Origin of the sequence: Rhizobium sp. BK312 (genome assembly GCF_014193605.1) — a bacterium.
Lineage (GTDB): Bacteria > Pseudomonadota > Alphaproteobacteria > Rhizobiales > Rhizobiaceae > Rhizobium.
Genome location: NZ_JACHZP010000002.1, coordinates 463,122 through 477,212, shown reverse-complemented (window position 1 = coordinate 477,212; position 14,091 = coordinate 463,122). Strand labels below are relative to the sequence as shown.

Annotated in this window: 13 protein-coding genes; 6 read left to right on the top strand and 7 right to left on the bottom strand. The window is 58.9% G+C overall.

The annotated features are described in order from the left end of the window. The first annotated feature begins 5 nt into the window (after positions 1 to 5). The 5 genes from FHT85_RS06890 (at position 6) to FHT85_RS06870 (ending at position 4,904) form a co-directional block, all read left to right on the top strand. Entirely contained in the window at positions 6 to 983 is a 978-nt protein-coding gene (locus tag FHT85_RS06890) for an ABC transporter substrate-binding protein (protein ID WP_112336106.1), read from the top strand. A 44-nt stretch (positions 984 to 1,027) separates the two neighbouring features. Further along, positions 1,028 to 1,918 (top strand): ABC transporter substrate-binding protein, encoded by an 891-nt coding sequence (locus tag FHT85_RS06885; protein WP_112410455.1) that lies wholly within the window; start codon positions 1,028 to 1,030, stop codon positions 1,916 to 1,918. Then, positions 1,915 to 2,859 (top strand): amino acid ABC transporter permease, encoded by a 945-nt coding sequence (locus FHT85_RS06880; RefSeq protein WP_112335753.1) that lies wholly within the window; start codon positions 1,915 to 1,917, stop codon positions 2,857 to 2,859. The genes FHT85_RS06885 and FHT85_RS06880 overlap by 4 nt, the downstream gene beginning before the upstream one ends. Then, positions 2,856 to 3,647 carry an amino acid ABC transporter ATP-binding protein gene (locus tag FHT85_RS06875; protein ID WP_246779898.1) on the top strand — a complete coding sequence of 264 codons (792 nt, stop codon included), beginning with the start codon at positions 2,856 to 2,858 and terminating at the stop codon, positions 3,645 to 3,647. The genes FHT85_RS06880 and FHT85_RS06875 overlap by 4 nt, the downstream gene beginning before the upstream one ends. Before the next feature lie 75 nt (positions 3,648 to 3,722). Then, on the top strand, positions 3,723 to 4,904 hold the full coding sequence (locus FHT85_RS06870; RefSeq protein WP_112335754.1) for a M20 aminoacylase family protein: 1,182 nt from the start codon (positions 3,723 to 3,725) through the stop codon (positions 4,902 to 4,904). Positions 4,905 to 5,061: 157 nt separating this feature from the next. Here FHT85_RS06870 and FHT85_RS06865 read toward each other — a convergent pair whose 3' ends face one another. From FHT85_RS06865 to FHT85_RS06855, 3 genes are all read right to left on the bottom strand, one after another. Continuing rightward, on the bottom strand, positions 5,062 to 5,238 hold the full coding sequence (locus tag FHT85_RS06865) for a hypothetical protein (protein WP_015343350.1): 177 nt from the start codon (positions 5,236 to 5,238) through the stop codon (positions 5,062 to 5,064). 638 nt (positions 5,239 to 5,876) lie between these two features. Beyond that, entirely contained in the window at positions 5,877 to 6,428 is a 552-nt protein-coding gene (locus FHT85_RS06860) for a glycine zipper 2TM domain-containing protein (RefSeq protein WP_112410411.1), read from the bottom strand. Positions 6,429 to 6,582: 154 nt separating this feature from the next. Beyond that, complete coding sequence (locus FHT85_RS06855) at positions 6,583 to 7,557, bottom strand: LysR substrate-binding domain-containing protein (RefSeq protein ID WP_112399533.1); 975 nt, start codon at positions 7,555 to 7,557, stop codon at positions 6,583 to 6,585. 341 nt (positions 7,558 to 7,898) lie between these two features. Between FHT85_RS06855 and katG the strand changes: the two genes are divergently transcribed. Beyond that, positions 7,899 to 10,097, top strand: a complete 2,199-nt coding sequence (katG, locus tag FHT85_RS06850) for a catalase/peroxidase HPI (RefSeq protein WP_112410410.1) — start codon at positions 7,899 to 7,901, stop codon at positions 10,095 to 10,097. 43 nt (positions 10,098 to 10,140) lie between these two features. Here katG and FHT85_RS06845 read toward each other — a convergent pair whose 3' ends face one another. The 4 genes from FHT85_RS06845 to FHT85_RS06830 all read right to left on the bottom strand — a co-directional run bounded on the left by FHT85_RS06845 (position 10,141) and on the right by FHT85_RS06830 (position 14,036). Beyond that, the gene (locus FHT85_RS06845; RefSeq protein WP_112410409.1) at positions 10,141 to 11,166 is read right to left on the bottom strand and encodes an acyltransferase family protein; all 1,026 of its coding nucleotides are present in this window, start codon (positions 11,164 to 11,166) and stop codon (positions 10,141 to 10,143) included. Between the two features lie 294 nt (positions 11,167 to 11,460). After that, entirely contained in the window at positions 11,461 to 12,468 is a 1,008-nt protein-coding gene (locus FHT85_RS06840) for an aldo/keto reductase (RefSeq protein WP_112410408.1), read from the bottom strand. A 181-nt stretch (positions 12,469 to 12,649) separates the two neighbouring features. Next, positions 12,650 to 12,955, bottom strand: coding sequence for a zinc ribbon domain-containing protein YjdM (locus FHT85_RS06835; RefSeq protein ID WP_112399536.1), 306 nt, complete (start codon positions 12,953 to 12,955; stop codon positions 12,650 to 12,652). 163 nt (positions 12,956 to 13,118) lie between these two features. Continuing rightward, positions 13,119 to 14,036 (bottom strand): alpha/beta fold hydrolase, encoded by a 918-nt coding sequence (locus FHT85_RS06830; RefSeq protein WP_112399537.1) that lies wholly within the window; start codon positions 14,034 to 14,036, stop codon positions 13,119 to 13,121. Positions 14,037 to 14,091: the final 55 nt, after the last annotated feature.

Here is a 14,091-nt window from a genome sequence, read left to right as displayed (position 1 = left end):
ATTTCATGCCCCTTACTCTCCGCCTTGCCCTCCGCGACTGGGACTATATGACGCCTTTAGTCCTGGGCGATGTCTCCTCCCCGAAACTCGACATCAAGGTGGATCGGGTCGGCACGCTGGTCTCGCATGTTGGGAAGAGCGACGCCTATGACGCGGCGGAAACATCCTTCAGCCGCTACACGCAGATGCGCATCGACGGCGACGAGAGCGTGGTCGGCATACCGAACTTCATCATGCGCGGCTTCCGCCATCGCTGCGTCATCACGACCAAGGAAAGCCCGATCACGAGCTTCGCCCAATTGGCCGGCAAGCGTATCGGCGTCACCGGCTGGCGCGACTCCGGCAATACCTGGACGCGGGCAGCGCTACGCCGCGAAGGCGTCGGCGTCGAAGATGCCATATGGTATGCCGGCCGCCTCACTGAAGCCCATCCGATCACCGACCGCCTTGATGGCTTTGGCCGTCCCGGCCGCATAGAGGCGGCACCCGGCGAAAGGCCGATGGTGGACCTGCTGAAGGAAGGGCTGCTTGACGCGATCTTCACGCCCTTCATGCCGGACGGCTATTTCGCCGGCAACTCCGGCTTCCGCCAGCTTCTGCCCGATTTCCGCGCGGCCGAGCATCGCTATTTTGCCGATGTGGGCTATGTACCGGGGATGCACCTGATCGGCCTGAAGGCTGAGATCGTCGCCGAGCATCCCTGGGTCATTGCCGAATTGAGCAGGTTGATCGACGAATCGCAGCGCATGTGGCTCAGCAAGCGGCGCAAATATGCCGAAACCACGCCCTTCATGCTCGACGAACTGTTGAAATCGGCCACCGAGCTGCCCGAAGGGTGGGATGCGAGCGGCTTTGCCGCCAACCGCAAGATGATCGCCGATTTCGCCGAGGAGCTGCATGTGCAGGGCATCCTGCCGCGGCTGATGACGCCGGAGGAACTCTTCCCGTTCGACGTCGACGGCAGCCGGACAAGCGCTGCCTGACGACCACATCATATCAGAGACACAAAGCAAAAAGGGGAATGAACATGTCGCTGAAGAAAATGACCTACCTCGCCCTGGCAAGCCTGATGATGTCGGGCGCCGCCTTCGCCGAGGATGCGAGCCTGCCGAAACTTTCGGTCAACAAGGACCTGCAAGCCAAGCTGCCGGAAGCGATCCGCACATCGGGCAAAATGATCTCCGTCAACAACGGCTCTTTCCCTCCCTATGAAATCGTCACCGGCACCAAGCTGAGCGGCGCCAGCGCCGATCTGACCGACGCGATCGGCGAGGTGCTTGGCGTGAAGATCGAGCATGAAAGCGTCAGCGGTCTGCCCGCCATCCTCGCCGGCATCAATTCCGGCCGCTATCAATTTGCCTTCGGCCCGATCGGCGATTTCAAGAGCCGCGAGGAAGCCAATGATTTCGTCGACTGGGTGCAGGAATTCGTCGTCTTCGCCGTCCAGAAGGGCAATCCGAAGGGCATTACCTCGCTCGATAGCGCCTGCGGCCAGCGCATCGCCGTCATGGCCGGCGGATCGGCCGAAAAGGTGATCCAGGTGCAGGCCGAGAAGTGCAAGACTGATGGCAAGGGTGCAATCGAGGTTCAGTCCTTCACCGACCAGCCGAGCTCGATCCTCGCCGTCCGCTCCAAGCGCTCCGATGCCTTCTTCTCTTCGCAGGCGCCGCTCACCTATTTCGTCTCGCAGGCGAACGGCCAGCTCGAATTAACGGGCGTCGGCCAGAAAAACGGTTTCGAGGATCTCTATCAAGGTGCCGTCGTGCCGAAAGGCTCGCCGCTCGGTCCGATCCTCAAGGAGGCCGTCAAGGTTCTTATGGACAACGGCACCTATGCCGCCATTATGAAAAAATGGGGCCTTGAGAACAACATGATCAAGGAACCCGGTATCAATCTTGGCGGGACATTACCGAAATGAGTAGGAACGCCGGAAACATCGCATCGCCTTCAGGCGATGCGTCGGAACGGGATGTGGCAAATGCCCACACACCGTTCCCGAAGGGTCGTGTGGCAGCCTGGATCGTTACCCTTGCGATCGCGGCCTATTGGGCCTGGTCGGTCGCGCACAATGAAAACTTCGGCTGGCATGTCGTCGCCCAGTACTTCTTCGACCCCGTCGTCATCAGCGGCCTCTATGTCTCGCTCGGGCTGACCGTCGTCGCCATGGTGCTCGGCATCGTCTTCGGCCTGTTGCTGGCGATTGCCCGCATGTCGAAAGACACCCTGGCAAGCACGCTCGCCTCGCTGTTCATCTGGTTCTTCCGCGGCACGCCGCTGCTGGTGCAGCTGATCTTCTGGTATAATCTTTCGACGCTCTTCCCGACGCTATCGATCGGCATCCCCTTCGGCCCGACCTTCGTCAGCTGGGATACCAATTCCGTCATCAGCCCGATGACGGCGGCGATCGCCGGCCTTGCTCTGAACGAAGCCGCCTACATGGCCGAAATCATCCGTGGCGGCCTGCTTTCGGTCGATAGAGGCCAGTTCGAGACCGCCGAAGCCTTCGGCATGACGAGAAGCCGGGCTCTGCGCCGCATCATCATCCCGCAGGCCATGCGCTCCATCGTGCCGCCAACGGGTAATCAGTTGATCAGCATGATCAAGGCGACCTCGCTCGTCAGCGTCATCGCTATGGCCGATCTGCTTTATTCCGTGCAGTCGATTTATAACCGCACCTTTGAGGTCGTCCCGATGCTGCTCGTCGCCGTCATCTGGTATCTGCTGATTACGTCGGTGCTGAATATCGGCCAGAGCTATATCGAGCGCTACTATAGCCGCGCCGACCGCCGCACCAGCGGGACGAAGGTGGCAGCAGACGGCACGCCCGCGCTTGTGCCGGCACAGGAGGCAGGCCAATGAACGCTTCCGTGAACTCAATCGTCAACGCCAGTCCCCTGGTACAGGCGCGCAACGTCCACAAGTCCTTCGAACATCTTGAAGTCCTGAAAGGCATCGACCTCGATGTGACGCCCGGTGAAGTCGTCGTCATTCTCGGGCCGTCCGGTTCCGGCAAGTCGACTTTCCTACGCTGCATCAATCATCTGGAATCGATCAATCGCGGTTCGATCGAAGTCGATGGCGAGCAGATCGGCTATCGGCTGAACAAGGGTCGGCTGGTCAAGCTCTCCAACCATGCGATCGCGCTGCAGCGGCGCAAGATCGGCATGGTGTTCCAGCAGTTCAATCTCTATCCGCATATGACAGCGCTGCAGAATGTCATCGAGGCGCCAATCGGCATTCATGGCGAAAGCCACAAGCAGGCAACCGAGAATGCGCTGGCATTGCTCGACCGCGTTGGCTTGTCGGCCAAGGCTCACAACTACCCCCGGCAACTCTCCGGCGGCCAGCAGCAGCGCGTCGCGATTGCAAGAGCGCTGGCGATCAAGCCAAAGCTGATGCTCTTCGACGAACCGACTTCGGCGCTCGATCCGGAATTGGTCGGCGAAGTACTTGCCACCATGCGCGACCTTGCAAAACAGGGCCTCACGATGATCGTCGTCACCCACGAGATCGGCTTTGCCCGCGAAGCGGCCGACCGCGTCGTTTTCATGGATGGCGGCAAGATCGTGGAACAGGGCAAGCCGGAGGATGTGATTGGCAATCCGCAGCATCCCCGCACCAGAAGCTTCCTGTCGCGCTTCATCTAGCGCGACAGCTCCATCATCAGTGCAGCCTGCACGCTTTCTGGCGGAAAGCGGCTCAAGCGAACCATTGGAACAGCCATGACCCTCGACAACGATTTCGCCCGCCTCTCGGATTTCGAGCCGATGAAGGCCGAACTGGCCGGCATCCGCCAGCATCTGCACGCCAATCCCGAGCTATCCTTCGAAGAGGCGGAAACCGCGCGCTTCGTCGCCGAAAAGCTGGAAGCCTGGGGTTACGAGGTTACCCGTAATGTCGGCGGTCATGGCGTCGTCGCGCGCATGACTGTTGGGGCCGGCAAGAAGAGCATCGCGATCCGCGCCGATATGGACGCCCTGCCGATCACCGAGCAGACCGGCGCCGCCTATGCCAGCAAGACGCCGGGCAAGATGCATGCCTGCGGCCACGACGGCCACACCACCATATTGCTCGGAGCGGCCGAATATCTCGCTCGCACCCGCCGCTTCAACGGCACCGTGAACCTGATCTTCCAACCGGCTGAGGAGGCGGGCGCTGTCAGCGGCGCTCCCGCGATGATCAAGGATGGCCTGTTCGAACGCTTTCCCTTCGACGTCATTTACGGGCTGCACAATCATCCGGGTGCTGCGGAGGGCACCTGGCTATTGCGCTCCGGCCCGCTGATGGCGGCCGCCGACACAGTTGAGATTACCATCATAGGCAAAGGCGGCCATGCCTCACGCCCGCATCTGACTATCGACCCGGTGGTTGTCGCCTGCAACCTCGTCGTCAGTCTGCAGACAATTGTCGCCCGCAGCGTCGACCCGACCCAGACAGCGGTTGTCACCGTCGGCGCCATCCATGCCGGCGAAGTATCGAACGTCATTCCCGAAAGTGCGAAGATGCTGCTCACGGTTCGCTCCTTCGATCCGAAGGTGCGCGAGCTGCTTGAGGCGCGCATCCGCAAGCTGACAGCGTCCATTGCAGAGGGTTATGGCGCAAGTGTCGAGATCGACTACGTCTATGGCCATCCGGTGGTCGTCAACTCGGAGAAGGAAACGGAATTCGCGCGGATGATCGCCGAGGAACTTGTCGGCGCTGAGAAGGTCACCACCTGCGGCCTTATCCCCGGCAGCGAGGATTTCTCGCATTACCTGGAGCACAAGCCCGGCAGCTTCCTGCGCCTCGGCAACGGCGTGAACTCGGCCATCCTCCACAGCGCCAAGTATGATTTCGCCGATGAAAGCCTCACCGTCGGTGCCGCTATGTGGGCACGTCTGACCGAGCGTTATCTCGACGCCTGAACCGGTACCTGTCTGGATCGCAAGGCGGAGCTGGCGACGCCACGATAAACAGCAGCCCTGGCAACAAGCCGGGGCTGATCCGTTTTCTGGATGTCATGGAAAAAAGCGGAATTGCTCTAGACCCGCGAGCGCAGTACGATTCCTGCCTTTATAAATACTACTTATCGAATGATCCGAGACTATCGCCCGTTGCAGGCGCTGTATTTGCAGGCGTTTCAGTCCCCAGCCCGGCCTCCAGCTGCCCATTCTGAGTCTGCATTACCCGCCATTCATTTTCGAGGCGATCAATCACATACGTAGGAATTTCATTTCTTACGTTTTCAAACTCTTGCATCACGACCTCCATTGCCATGCGTTACTGGCATGACATGGAGGAGTTTCTTTGTAAATCAAGGCATTAAACTATTTAAACGATTAAAATATTTTCAATCGTTTGAAATATTGCCTTCTGTGGAAAGATTGGTGACAGATGAGGATGCGGGTTTGGATATCCAGTGGCGGCCTTCAATAGTGGTGGGATTGATCCCTTGCGATTTTGTGGATTCGTGCGACGGTCACCACCGGACAATCCGTCAAAGGTGGTCTTGAAAGCAGATCGCCGTCCGCATTGGCGTACCAATCCCAAACCCTGCCTCCAGCGTAACCGGACGTGACGTTTCGGTGTTCGGAACGATATTTTCAGCCGATCAGGCGCATCGGCCAGAGTATCAAGATCACGCGACGTTGGGCGGGACGAGGGACTCGACGCTCGCCCGCCGACCTGCAACATAAAGGCGATGAACCTCACATTGCCGAAATCGCGACCGAAGTTGTATTCGGCGCAGAAAATGCAGGCCCTTAACCGCATGAGGGCGAACCTCGCCCACCCACTTCGGCACTTGTGCTTTCAAGCCGATCCAGCGAAACGCCAAGGGTTACTCGACGACGTCTCTTTAGCGCCCCCGGCCGTCACCGGCGCGTTACGATGACGTTTTACTGACCGCCGACCATGTTGCCAACGACCCCACCGAGCAGGCCGCCGCCCACTGCGCCAGCAATCGTACCGGAGGTCTTGTGTTTCTTGCCCGAAAGCTTGTTGCCGGCGATGCCGCCTGCAATGGCACCGCCGACGGCGCCGATGTTCCGACCATTTAACAAGCCAGGGGTGCCGTCGTTGGCGATGCTGCCCGTAGCTTGCGGATCAATCCCTTGATCAGCTTGGATCGGCATTGCCTGTTGCATCGGTTGACCATATTGCGAATTCCGGTTGTCGACCATGTTGCCGACCATTCTGCCAGCAACCGCACCGCCGACGACACCGGCGATCGTCCCAAGTGTCTTGTGCTTCTTACCGCCGAGCTTGTTGCCGACGAGACCTCCGGCGACAGCGCCACCCACTGTACCAATATTCTGGCCGTTAAGCAGTGTCTGTTCCTGGGCATGGCTGGCGACGGGCAGCATCGCCATAGCGGCGATGGGAGCAAGCAATGTCAGGCGCAGACAAGTTTTACGAAAAGAGGAGCCGGAAGTTTCGGAATGCAACATTGCACATGCCTTTCAAGGAGAAGTCAGATCTCCCGAAACATGACTTGTTATCCATAAATTTTCGTAAGGAAACACGGTTAACAGGCTCTATCCGTCCCGATATGAGGGATCGCGTCAGCTTCCATCCGCGCGCACAACCCCATGCCAAGAGAGGCTACGCTATTCCCCTATGGGTTGCCCGCTCTCGCCCATCAAACTCCAGATCCTGCGCGCGTCCGATCGAATCATGTTGTTCGCGCATGGCGTCGGCCGCCTCGCGCACCACTTCGGAAATCTGCATGAGCTGTTTGGCGAGAGGGCTCGTCCTGCGCCAGATCATGCCGATGGTGCGCGAGGGTTGCGGGCTTTGGAAGCGCACGGTCGACACCGAGGCCGAGCGGGTTTCCACCGCCACAGCCATCTCCGGTATCAAAGTGACGCCGATGCCGGCGCTGACCATCTGCACGAGCGTCGACAGTGAGCTGCCGTCCATCAGTTCGCGCGGCAAGGCTGAATGGATGTTGCAGAAGGAAAGAGCCTGGTCGCGGAAACAATGCCCCTCTTCCAACAGCAGCAGCCGCATTTCGCGAAGCGCCTCGCGGTTGGGAACCGGCTTGCCTTCGTCCTCGCTCGGTCGCACCAACACGAAGTTTTCCGCAAACAGTGGCACTTCCGTCAGAGATGTCTCGGAGACGGGCAGAGCGACGATCGCGGTATCCAGCCTTCCCTCCTCCAGCTCTTCGACCAGCTTCGACGTCAGGGTCTCGCGCACATGGATATCCAGCCCGTCATAGATGCGGGAGAGATTGCCGATGATGCTCGGCAGGAGATAGGGCGCGACCGTGGGGATGATGCCGATGCGCAACCGGCCCACCGGCTGATCGCGCGACGCACGGGCAAGATCTCCCAGCTCGTCGACGGAGCGCAGGATGTCGCGGACGCGGATCGCGAAGGCCTCCCCGAAATTGGTCAACCGGACCTGTCTCGCGCCTCTTTCGAAGAGGTTCGTGCCGAGCTGCTCCTCCAGTTCCTTGATCTGCATCGACAAGGCGGGCTGAGAGATCGAGCATAGATCGGCGGCACGTCCGAAGTGGCCGAGCCGAGCCAGCGCTTCGAAATAGCGAAGCTGTTTGAGCGTGAAGTTTGCCATAAGCCTATCTTATCGCGCCAATCAGGAAATCCAACTTAAATTAATGGAAAGCCTTGGCTATAGTGCCGCAGCAAAGATGAGATGTGGCCGCCTGTCATACGAAGCTCATATTGAGAGCATTGACTGCGTTCAGTTCATCGATGCACGGACCGGTCGGAAGGCAGGGGACCCAAGCTTTGCCTGCTTCCACGTCTCCGTTTCACGCGAGGCCAGAATGACGAGAGATTCATGCGTCTGACATGTCGCTGCCATACCAGTTTTGGAACCGGGCCATTTCCCGGCGGGCTGGCAAAGCTCCTTCTCCGGTCGTCACAAATCAAATCATCGTAAGGGAGAGTATCATGGATACAAAAGTCGAGACTGCCGGCAAATGTCCGTTTCCGCATGGGAACACGAGCGTTTCCGCACGTTCGAACCGGGACTGGTGGCCGAATCAGCTGAACCTCAAGATCCTTCATCAGAACTCCGCGCTGTCCAGCCCGATGGGCGAGGCATTCAACTATGCCGAAGAGTTCAAGAAGCTCGATCTGGAGGCCCTGAAGAAGGACCTCACCGCCCTGATGACGGATTCGCAGGAGTGGTGGCCGGCCGACTTCGGTCACTACGGTCCGCTCTTCATCCGCATGGCCTGGCATAGCGCCGGTACCTACCGCACGGGCGACGGCCGCGGCGGCGCCTCCTCCGGCACGCAGCGTTTCGCACCGCTCAACAGCTGGCCGGATAACGTCAACCTCGACAAGGCTCGCCGTCTCCTTTGGCCGATCAAGCAGAAATACGGCAACAGCATCTCCTGGGCCGACCTGCTGGTCCTGACCGGTAACGTCGCGCTGGAATCCATGGGCTTCAAGACCTTCGGCTTCGGCGGTGGTCGCGAAGATGTCTGGGAGCCGGAAGAAGACATTTACTGGGGCGCGGAAGATACCTGGCTCGGCGACAAGCGCTACAGTGGCGATCGCGATCTGGAAAACCCGCTCGCAGCCGTGCAGATGGGTCTCATCTACGTCAATCCTGAGGGACCGAACGGCAATCCGGACCCGCTTGCAGCCGCTCGCGACATCCGCGAAACCTTCGCCCGCATGGCAATGAACGACGAAGAAACTGTCGCCCTCATTGCCGGCGGCCACACCTTCGGCAAGACCCATGGTGCCGGCGACGCGGCCCATGTCGGCCCCGAGCCGGAAGCAGCCGGCATCGAAGAACAGGGCCTCGGCTGGAGGAACAGCTTCGGCACTGGCAAGGGCGGCGACACGATCGGCAGCGGTCTCGAAGTCACCTGGACCTCGACGCCGACCAAGTGGAGCAACAACTTCTTCTGGAACCTGTTCGGCTATGAATGGGAACTGACGAAGAGCCCGGCGGGCGCGCATCAGTGGGTGCCGAAGCATGGCGCCGGCGCCGGCTCGATCCCGGACGCGCACGACAAGTCCAAGCGTCACGCTCCTGCCATGTTGACCACCGACCTCGCCCTGCGCTTCGATCCGGCTTATGAGAAGATTTCCCGCCGCTTTTTCGAAAATCCGGATGAGTTCGCCGATGCCTTTGCTCGCGCATGGTTCAAGCTGACCCATCGCGATATGGGCCCGCGCGTGCGCTATCTCGGCCCGGAAGTGCCGAGCGAAGAGCTCATCTGGCAGGATCCGATCCCGGCTGCCGGTCCCGTATCGATCGAGCCCAGCGATGTCGCCGCCCTCAAGGCCGAGATTGCTGCATCGGGTCTCACCATCCCGCAGTTGGTTTCGACCGCCTGGGCTTCGGCTTCGACCTTCCGCGGCTCAGACAAGCGCGGCGGTGCAAACGGCGCTCGCATCCGTCTTGCTCCACAGAAGGACTGGGAGGCCAACCAGCCGGCCCAGCTCGCTTCCGTGCTGGCGACGCTCGAAGGCATCCAGAAGAAGTTCAACGATGCCCAGACCGGCGGCAAGACTGTATCGATTGCCGATCTGATCGTTCTCGGCGGCTCGGTCGCTATCGAACAGGCTGCGAAGAAGGCCGGCCATGACGTGGTCGTGCCCTTCGCTCCGGGCCGCACCGATGCGACGCAGGAGCAGACCGATGTCGAGGCCTTCGCCGTTCTCGAGCCGATCGTCGACGGCTTCCGCAACTATCAGCGGCAGGCCTACACCGTCTCTTCCGAAGAGCTGCTGATCGACAAGGCACAGCTTCTGACGCTGGCGGCGCCGGAAATGACCGCCCTCATCGGTGGCCTGCGTGTGCTGAATGCCAATGTCGGCCAGAGCCAGCACGGCGTCTTCACCAAGCGTCCGGAAACCCTGACCAACGACTTCTTCGTGAATCTGCTCGACATGGGCACGGAGTGGAAGGCCGTTTCGGATGCCAAGGACGTCTTCGAAGGCCGCGACCGGGCAACCGGCGACGTGAAGTGGACCGCGACGCGCACCGATCTCGTTTTCGGCTCCAACTCGCAACTGCGCGCGATCGCCGAAGTCTACGGCCAGTCCGATGCCGAGAAGAAGTTCGTCCAGGACTTCGTTGCGGCATGGACCAAGGTTATGAACGCCGACCGCTTCGACATCGCTTGATGCTGAAAATATCGGGCGCGATCAAAGGTGATCGCGCCCTTTTTCAAGCGCTTTCAGAAACGGCATTTGGCCGTTTCCTTCTTTCGAACCACGCATTCAATCCAGTGCGTGCGGGCTGCTCGATTAGATAGTAGCTAAGCAACCCAAGGCATATGGCTATGAGCAGCGCAGGCAGTTCGGCCAAGCGACCTTGCCGAGCCAACACATAAAACGGCTGCTGCCATAGATAGATTGAGAACGACATCCGCCCAAGTCGCCGGATGACAGAGCCTTCAAATAAAATCCTGGAAAAGCGAGCGGCGCTCTCGATCGAACACACGCTGATCGCCAGCAACAGGGTTTTAACGCCGAAAAATAGCCAGGCGACATCGGCGAACAAGCGCGCAGCCAAGCCGCAGAAAAATATCAAAGGTACCAGCCATTCCAGGGGTAATCCGCGGCTTCGCTGCCCGATCAGCAGGAACAACCCAGCTGAAATCAAAATTGGCGCTGCCGCCACCTGGCTCGACCAAAAAACGATAAATGGATTTTGCCCGTAAACGTCATATTGCAAAATGCCGGTGGCAAGTGCGGTAAGACCAAGCAACAAGAGGGAAAACCCCACGAACCTGTTACCGGCACCACGCAATGAAAAGGCTAGCAGCCCAAGCAGGAGGTAGCTGTGCTCTTCGACGCATAATGACCAAATGTGATCGAATATCGAGACGAAGGTGTGACTGGTAATTATGAAGTAGTTTAACGTGAAAGAAAGGGCGGCGAGGACAGCCGCAAGGTCGGGCGCAAGCGACGTTGACGAGAAGATCGCCGTATTCACCAAAACAAATATAAACAAAGTTGGATAGACGCGGCTGAAACGCCGAAGGAAGAAAGTGCCCAAAGGCATCTCCCTGACGAAAAGGATCTCGGCCATAAGGCGTCCGGAGAGCACGAAAAATAGATCCACACCGGCGGATCCAAGACCGGGCAGGTACTTGTCGCCGCCGAAATGGCCCATCAATACCAGAAAGACGGCGAGTCCACGCCATCCATCAAGGGCCGGAATATAGGTCGGTCTTCCTGCTTCTGACATCGGTAACCATCGGCTGCACTATCGAACCGCTACCGTAAGGCGTCAATATTAATGAAATTACTTTGAGTACTATCGAAAATAAGCACAGCACCAACATTTGAAGTAATGGATTTCATTACGATTACGTCTCAAACATGCACTCGTGAAATTGAATCATGATCGTGTGGCAATCGGCAACGCTTCTAACGGCCATTCCTTCGCAGATCGAATCGTCCTCTTGGTCCGGTGCCATGCTTGCGGGCACAATTGGAAGCATCGAACACCGGCTGCAATGCATCGCTTGCAGGCTGCAGCTCAATCGACGCAGCACAGGGGCGCGGCGTTGTGCAACGGCAGCGGCAGGGTCATGACGGGATTGGGAATCGTAAGCGCATCCAGTGTCGCCGTCTGCTCGGGCGAGAGCTGGACATCGAGTGCGCCGATATCCTCATTGAGTTGTTCCAGCGTATGAACGCCGATAATCGTCGAAGATACGCCAAGGCGTCCCATTGCCCAGGCAAGAGCGACGCGTGCGGTCGTCGTACCGAGCTCGTCGGCGACGCGGAATAAGGCGTCCACGATTTCAAGATCCTGCTCATCGGGCCTTTGCGCCAATTGCGCCGCATGCCCCCGTCTCATGCCCGCATTATTGGCAGGCTTATATTTGCCGCTGATGAGACCGCCACTCAAGGGCGAATGCGAGACGACGCCAAGCCCCAATCCTGTTGCCAGCGGAATGAGCTCGTTTTCAAACAGCCTTGCTGCAAGCGAATATTCGATCTGCAGACCGATGAACCGGGCCCAGCCATTGGATTGCGCCAGGAGGTGCGCATGCGCCACCTTCCAGGCAGGGGCATCGGAAATGCCGAAGTAACGCAATTTTCCGGACTGAACGAGATCGTGGAGCGCCGCCAGTATGTCTTCCAGGGGCGCCTGGATATCCCAATTATCAAGCCAATAAAGGTCGAGATAATCGGTGCGCAGCCGTCGAAGGGCCTGCTCGAAACCGGCTATCACGGCCTTGCGGCCAGGTGTTTCACCATCCCATTCGACATTGAATTTGCCAGCAATGACAAGATCGTCACGTCTGATCGAGTTCTGGGCGATATAGGTGCCGACAACCGTCTGGCCGCCCGCTTTAACCGCTCCATTGCCAGTATCAAGGTAGTTGCCACCGAGTTCGAGATAGCGCGCCAGAACTGCAGCAGGCTGGTTTTCACGGGATGGCCAGGCGCCCCCCGTATCAAAAGTCATGGTTCCGAGCGCAAGCGGACTGACGCGCAACTCCGAGCGGCCGAGTGCGGCATAGTCTTCGAGATGCATGCATAATCCCCCAGCCGGTCTGCAGCCGCTACATAACTTTCCACATCATGTAAGTGCATCAAGCAAGGGAGATAAGCACCAATTTACAATTTTACAATTCGGAAATCCGGATAATCGGCGCGACACCGTTCAATTTTGCAACCGCATAGCACAAAAGGAATAATTCCTCCGCCGCCACGGTCTAGCGCTTGCGTATGAACTCGGTGCGGAGAACCAAACCCTTGATCCCGTCGTAACGGCAATCGACCTCTTCAGGATTGTCGGTCAGTCGAATGGACTTGATAACCGTACCCTGCTTCAAGGTCTGGTTGGCGCCTTTCACTTTCAAATCCTTGATGAGGGTAACCGAGTCGCCATCGGCAAGCACGTTACCGCTTGCATCAAGTACGATGAGGCCTATTGCGGCAGCTGCGGCAGCCATCTCTGCGGCGGGCCGCCACTCGCCGGTCACTTCGTCATAGACATATTCGTCATTTTGGCCGGTCATTCCAAACTCCACTTCACGTTTTTTTTAAATATCCGGAGCCGACAAATGCCTGGCTTCCATCTTAATCATGATCCGAAAATGCCGTCTATCCGAGACGATCAGCCCATGCAATACAGGCAGCCGCGCAAAGCGACAGCCCTGAGGCGGGCCTAACCTTCCAGTTTCACGCCGAGACCGACCAGGGATTGCGGCCCTCGCGAAGCCACGACAGCGTGTCGACCCAGAAGCTCTCCTTGTAGCTATCGTGAAACAGGCCGAAATGACCGGTCCTGTCGCGGCCAAGGTCAATAGGATGCAGACTTACCAGGATGGATTGCGCACCCGTATAATAGTTCAGCGTGCGGCGAACCGCCGGCACCGTGCCGAGTTCATCGTCCGAAACCGCAATCGCGAGGATCGGCGCCCGGACCGCGGCCATTCGCCGAAGAGCATCCTGCCTCTCTGCCGCTGGATGGCTGCGCTCGAACCGAGGGCCACGAAAGCTCCACTCATTTGCTACCCCCTTCGGCAGATCCTCCAGCCAGCCAAGCCGGCGACCGGGAAAATAGCCGCAGAGCGCAGTGATTGCGGGCATGGCGACATGCCATTTGAAAAAGAGGGCAGCGCGGCGGTGCGGCAGGTAATCGCCCCACCAGGCATATTGGGCGCCGACTGTCAGCATCCTGTCCATCATAGGAGCATGTTCGGCCAGTCCCGGCAGGAAACCGCCGACGCTATGGCCGACCACCATCAATGGGCCGCTGCGACGATAGCCAGCCAGCCATTGAAGTGCGGCATCGAAATCCCGCTCACCCCAATCCCGCCAGCGATAGCGGGATCCACGCAGCCGTTGCGGCCGCGATAGCCCGATACCGCGATAATCATAGGTCAGGACATCGAACCCATGCCGAGCCAGAAATTGCGCGTAGCGGTGATAGTAGCGCGCAAGCACGCCCGTGGCCGGGTTGATGATCACGCTGCCTTCCGGCTTGGCCGTCTCCGCCAGCCAGAGATGACCGCCGAGAACGACGCTGTCGGCACATGAAATGGAAATCGGCGTGCTGCGCGGCCCCGAGGATGATGGAATGTGTTGCTCGTTCATGGGACGGAGGATGAGGCCACCGCCGCATTGTGTATATTCACTACCCGGTATACAT

Excerpts from the sequence above, each read along its gene's own strand:
- FHT85_RS06890 (WP_112336106.1), top strand. The coding sequence starts at position 6 with ATGCCCCTTACTCTCCGCCTTGCCCTCCGCGACTGGGACTATATGACG.
- FHT85_RS06885 (WP_112410455.1), top strand. The coding sequence starts at position 1,028 with ATGTCGCTGAAGAAAATGACCTACCTCGCCCTGGCAAGCCTGATGATG.
- FHT85_RS06880 (WP_112335753.1), top strand. The coding sequence starts at position 1,915 with ATGAGTAGGAACGCCGGAAACATCGCATCGCCTTCAGGCGATGCGTCG.
- FHT85_RS06875 (WP_246779898.1), top strand. The coding sequence starts at position 2,856 with ATGAACGCTTCCGTGAACTCAATCGTCAACGCCAGTCCCCTGGTACAG.
- FHT85_RS06870 (WP_112335754.1), top strand. The coding sequence starts at position 3,723 with ATGACCCTCGACAACGATTTCGCCCGCCTCTCGGATTTCGAGCCGATG.
- FHT85_RS06865 (WP_015343350.1), bottom strand. The coding sequence starts at position 5,238 with ATGCAAGAGTTTGAAAACGTAAGAAATGAAATTCCTACGTATGTGATT.
- FHT85_RS06860 (WP_112410411.1), bottom strand. The coding sequence starts at position 6,428 with ATGTTGCATTCCGAAACTTCCGGCTCCTCTTTTCGTAAAACTTGTCTG.
- FHT85_RS06855 (WP_112399533.1), bottom strand. The coding sequence starts at position 7,557 with ATGGCAAACTTCACGCTCAAACAGCTTCGCTATTTCGAAGCGCTGGCT.
- katG (WP_112410410.1), top strand. The coding sequence starts at position 7,899 with ATGGATACAAAAGTCGAGACTGCCGGCAAATGTCCGTTTCCGCATGGG.
- FHT85_RS06845 (WP_112410409.1), bottom strand. The coding sequence starts at position 11,166 with ATGTCAGAAGCAGGAAGACCGACCTATATTCCGGCCCTTGATGGATGG.
- FHT85_RS06840 (WP_112410408.1), bottom strand. The coding sequence starts at position 12,468 with ATGCATCTCGAAGACTATGCCGCACTCGGCCGCTCGGAGTTGCGCGTC.
- FHT85_RS06835 (WP_112399536.1), bottom strand. The coding sequence starts at position 12,955 with ATGACCGGCCAAAATGACGAATATGTCTATGACGAAGTGACCGGCGAG.
- FHT85_RS06830 (WP_112399537.1), bottom strand. The coding sequence starts at position 14,036 with ATGAACGAGCAACACATTCCATCATCCTCGGGGCCGCGCAGCACGCCG.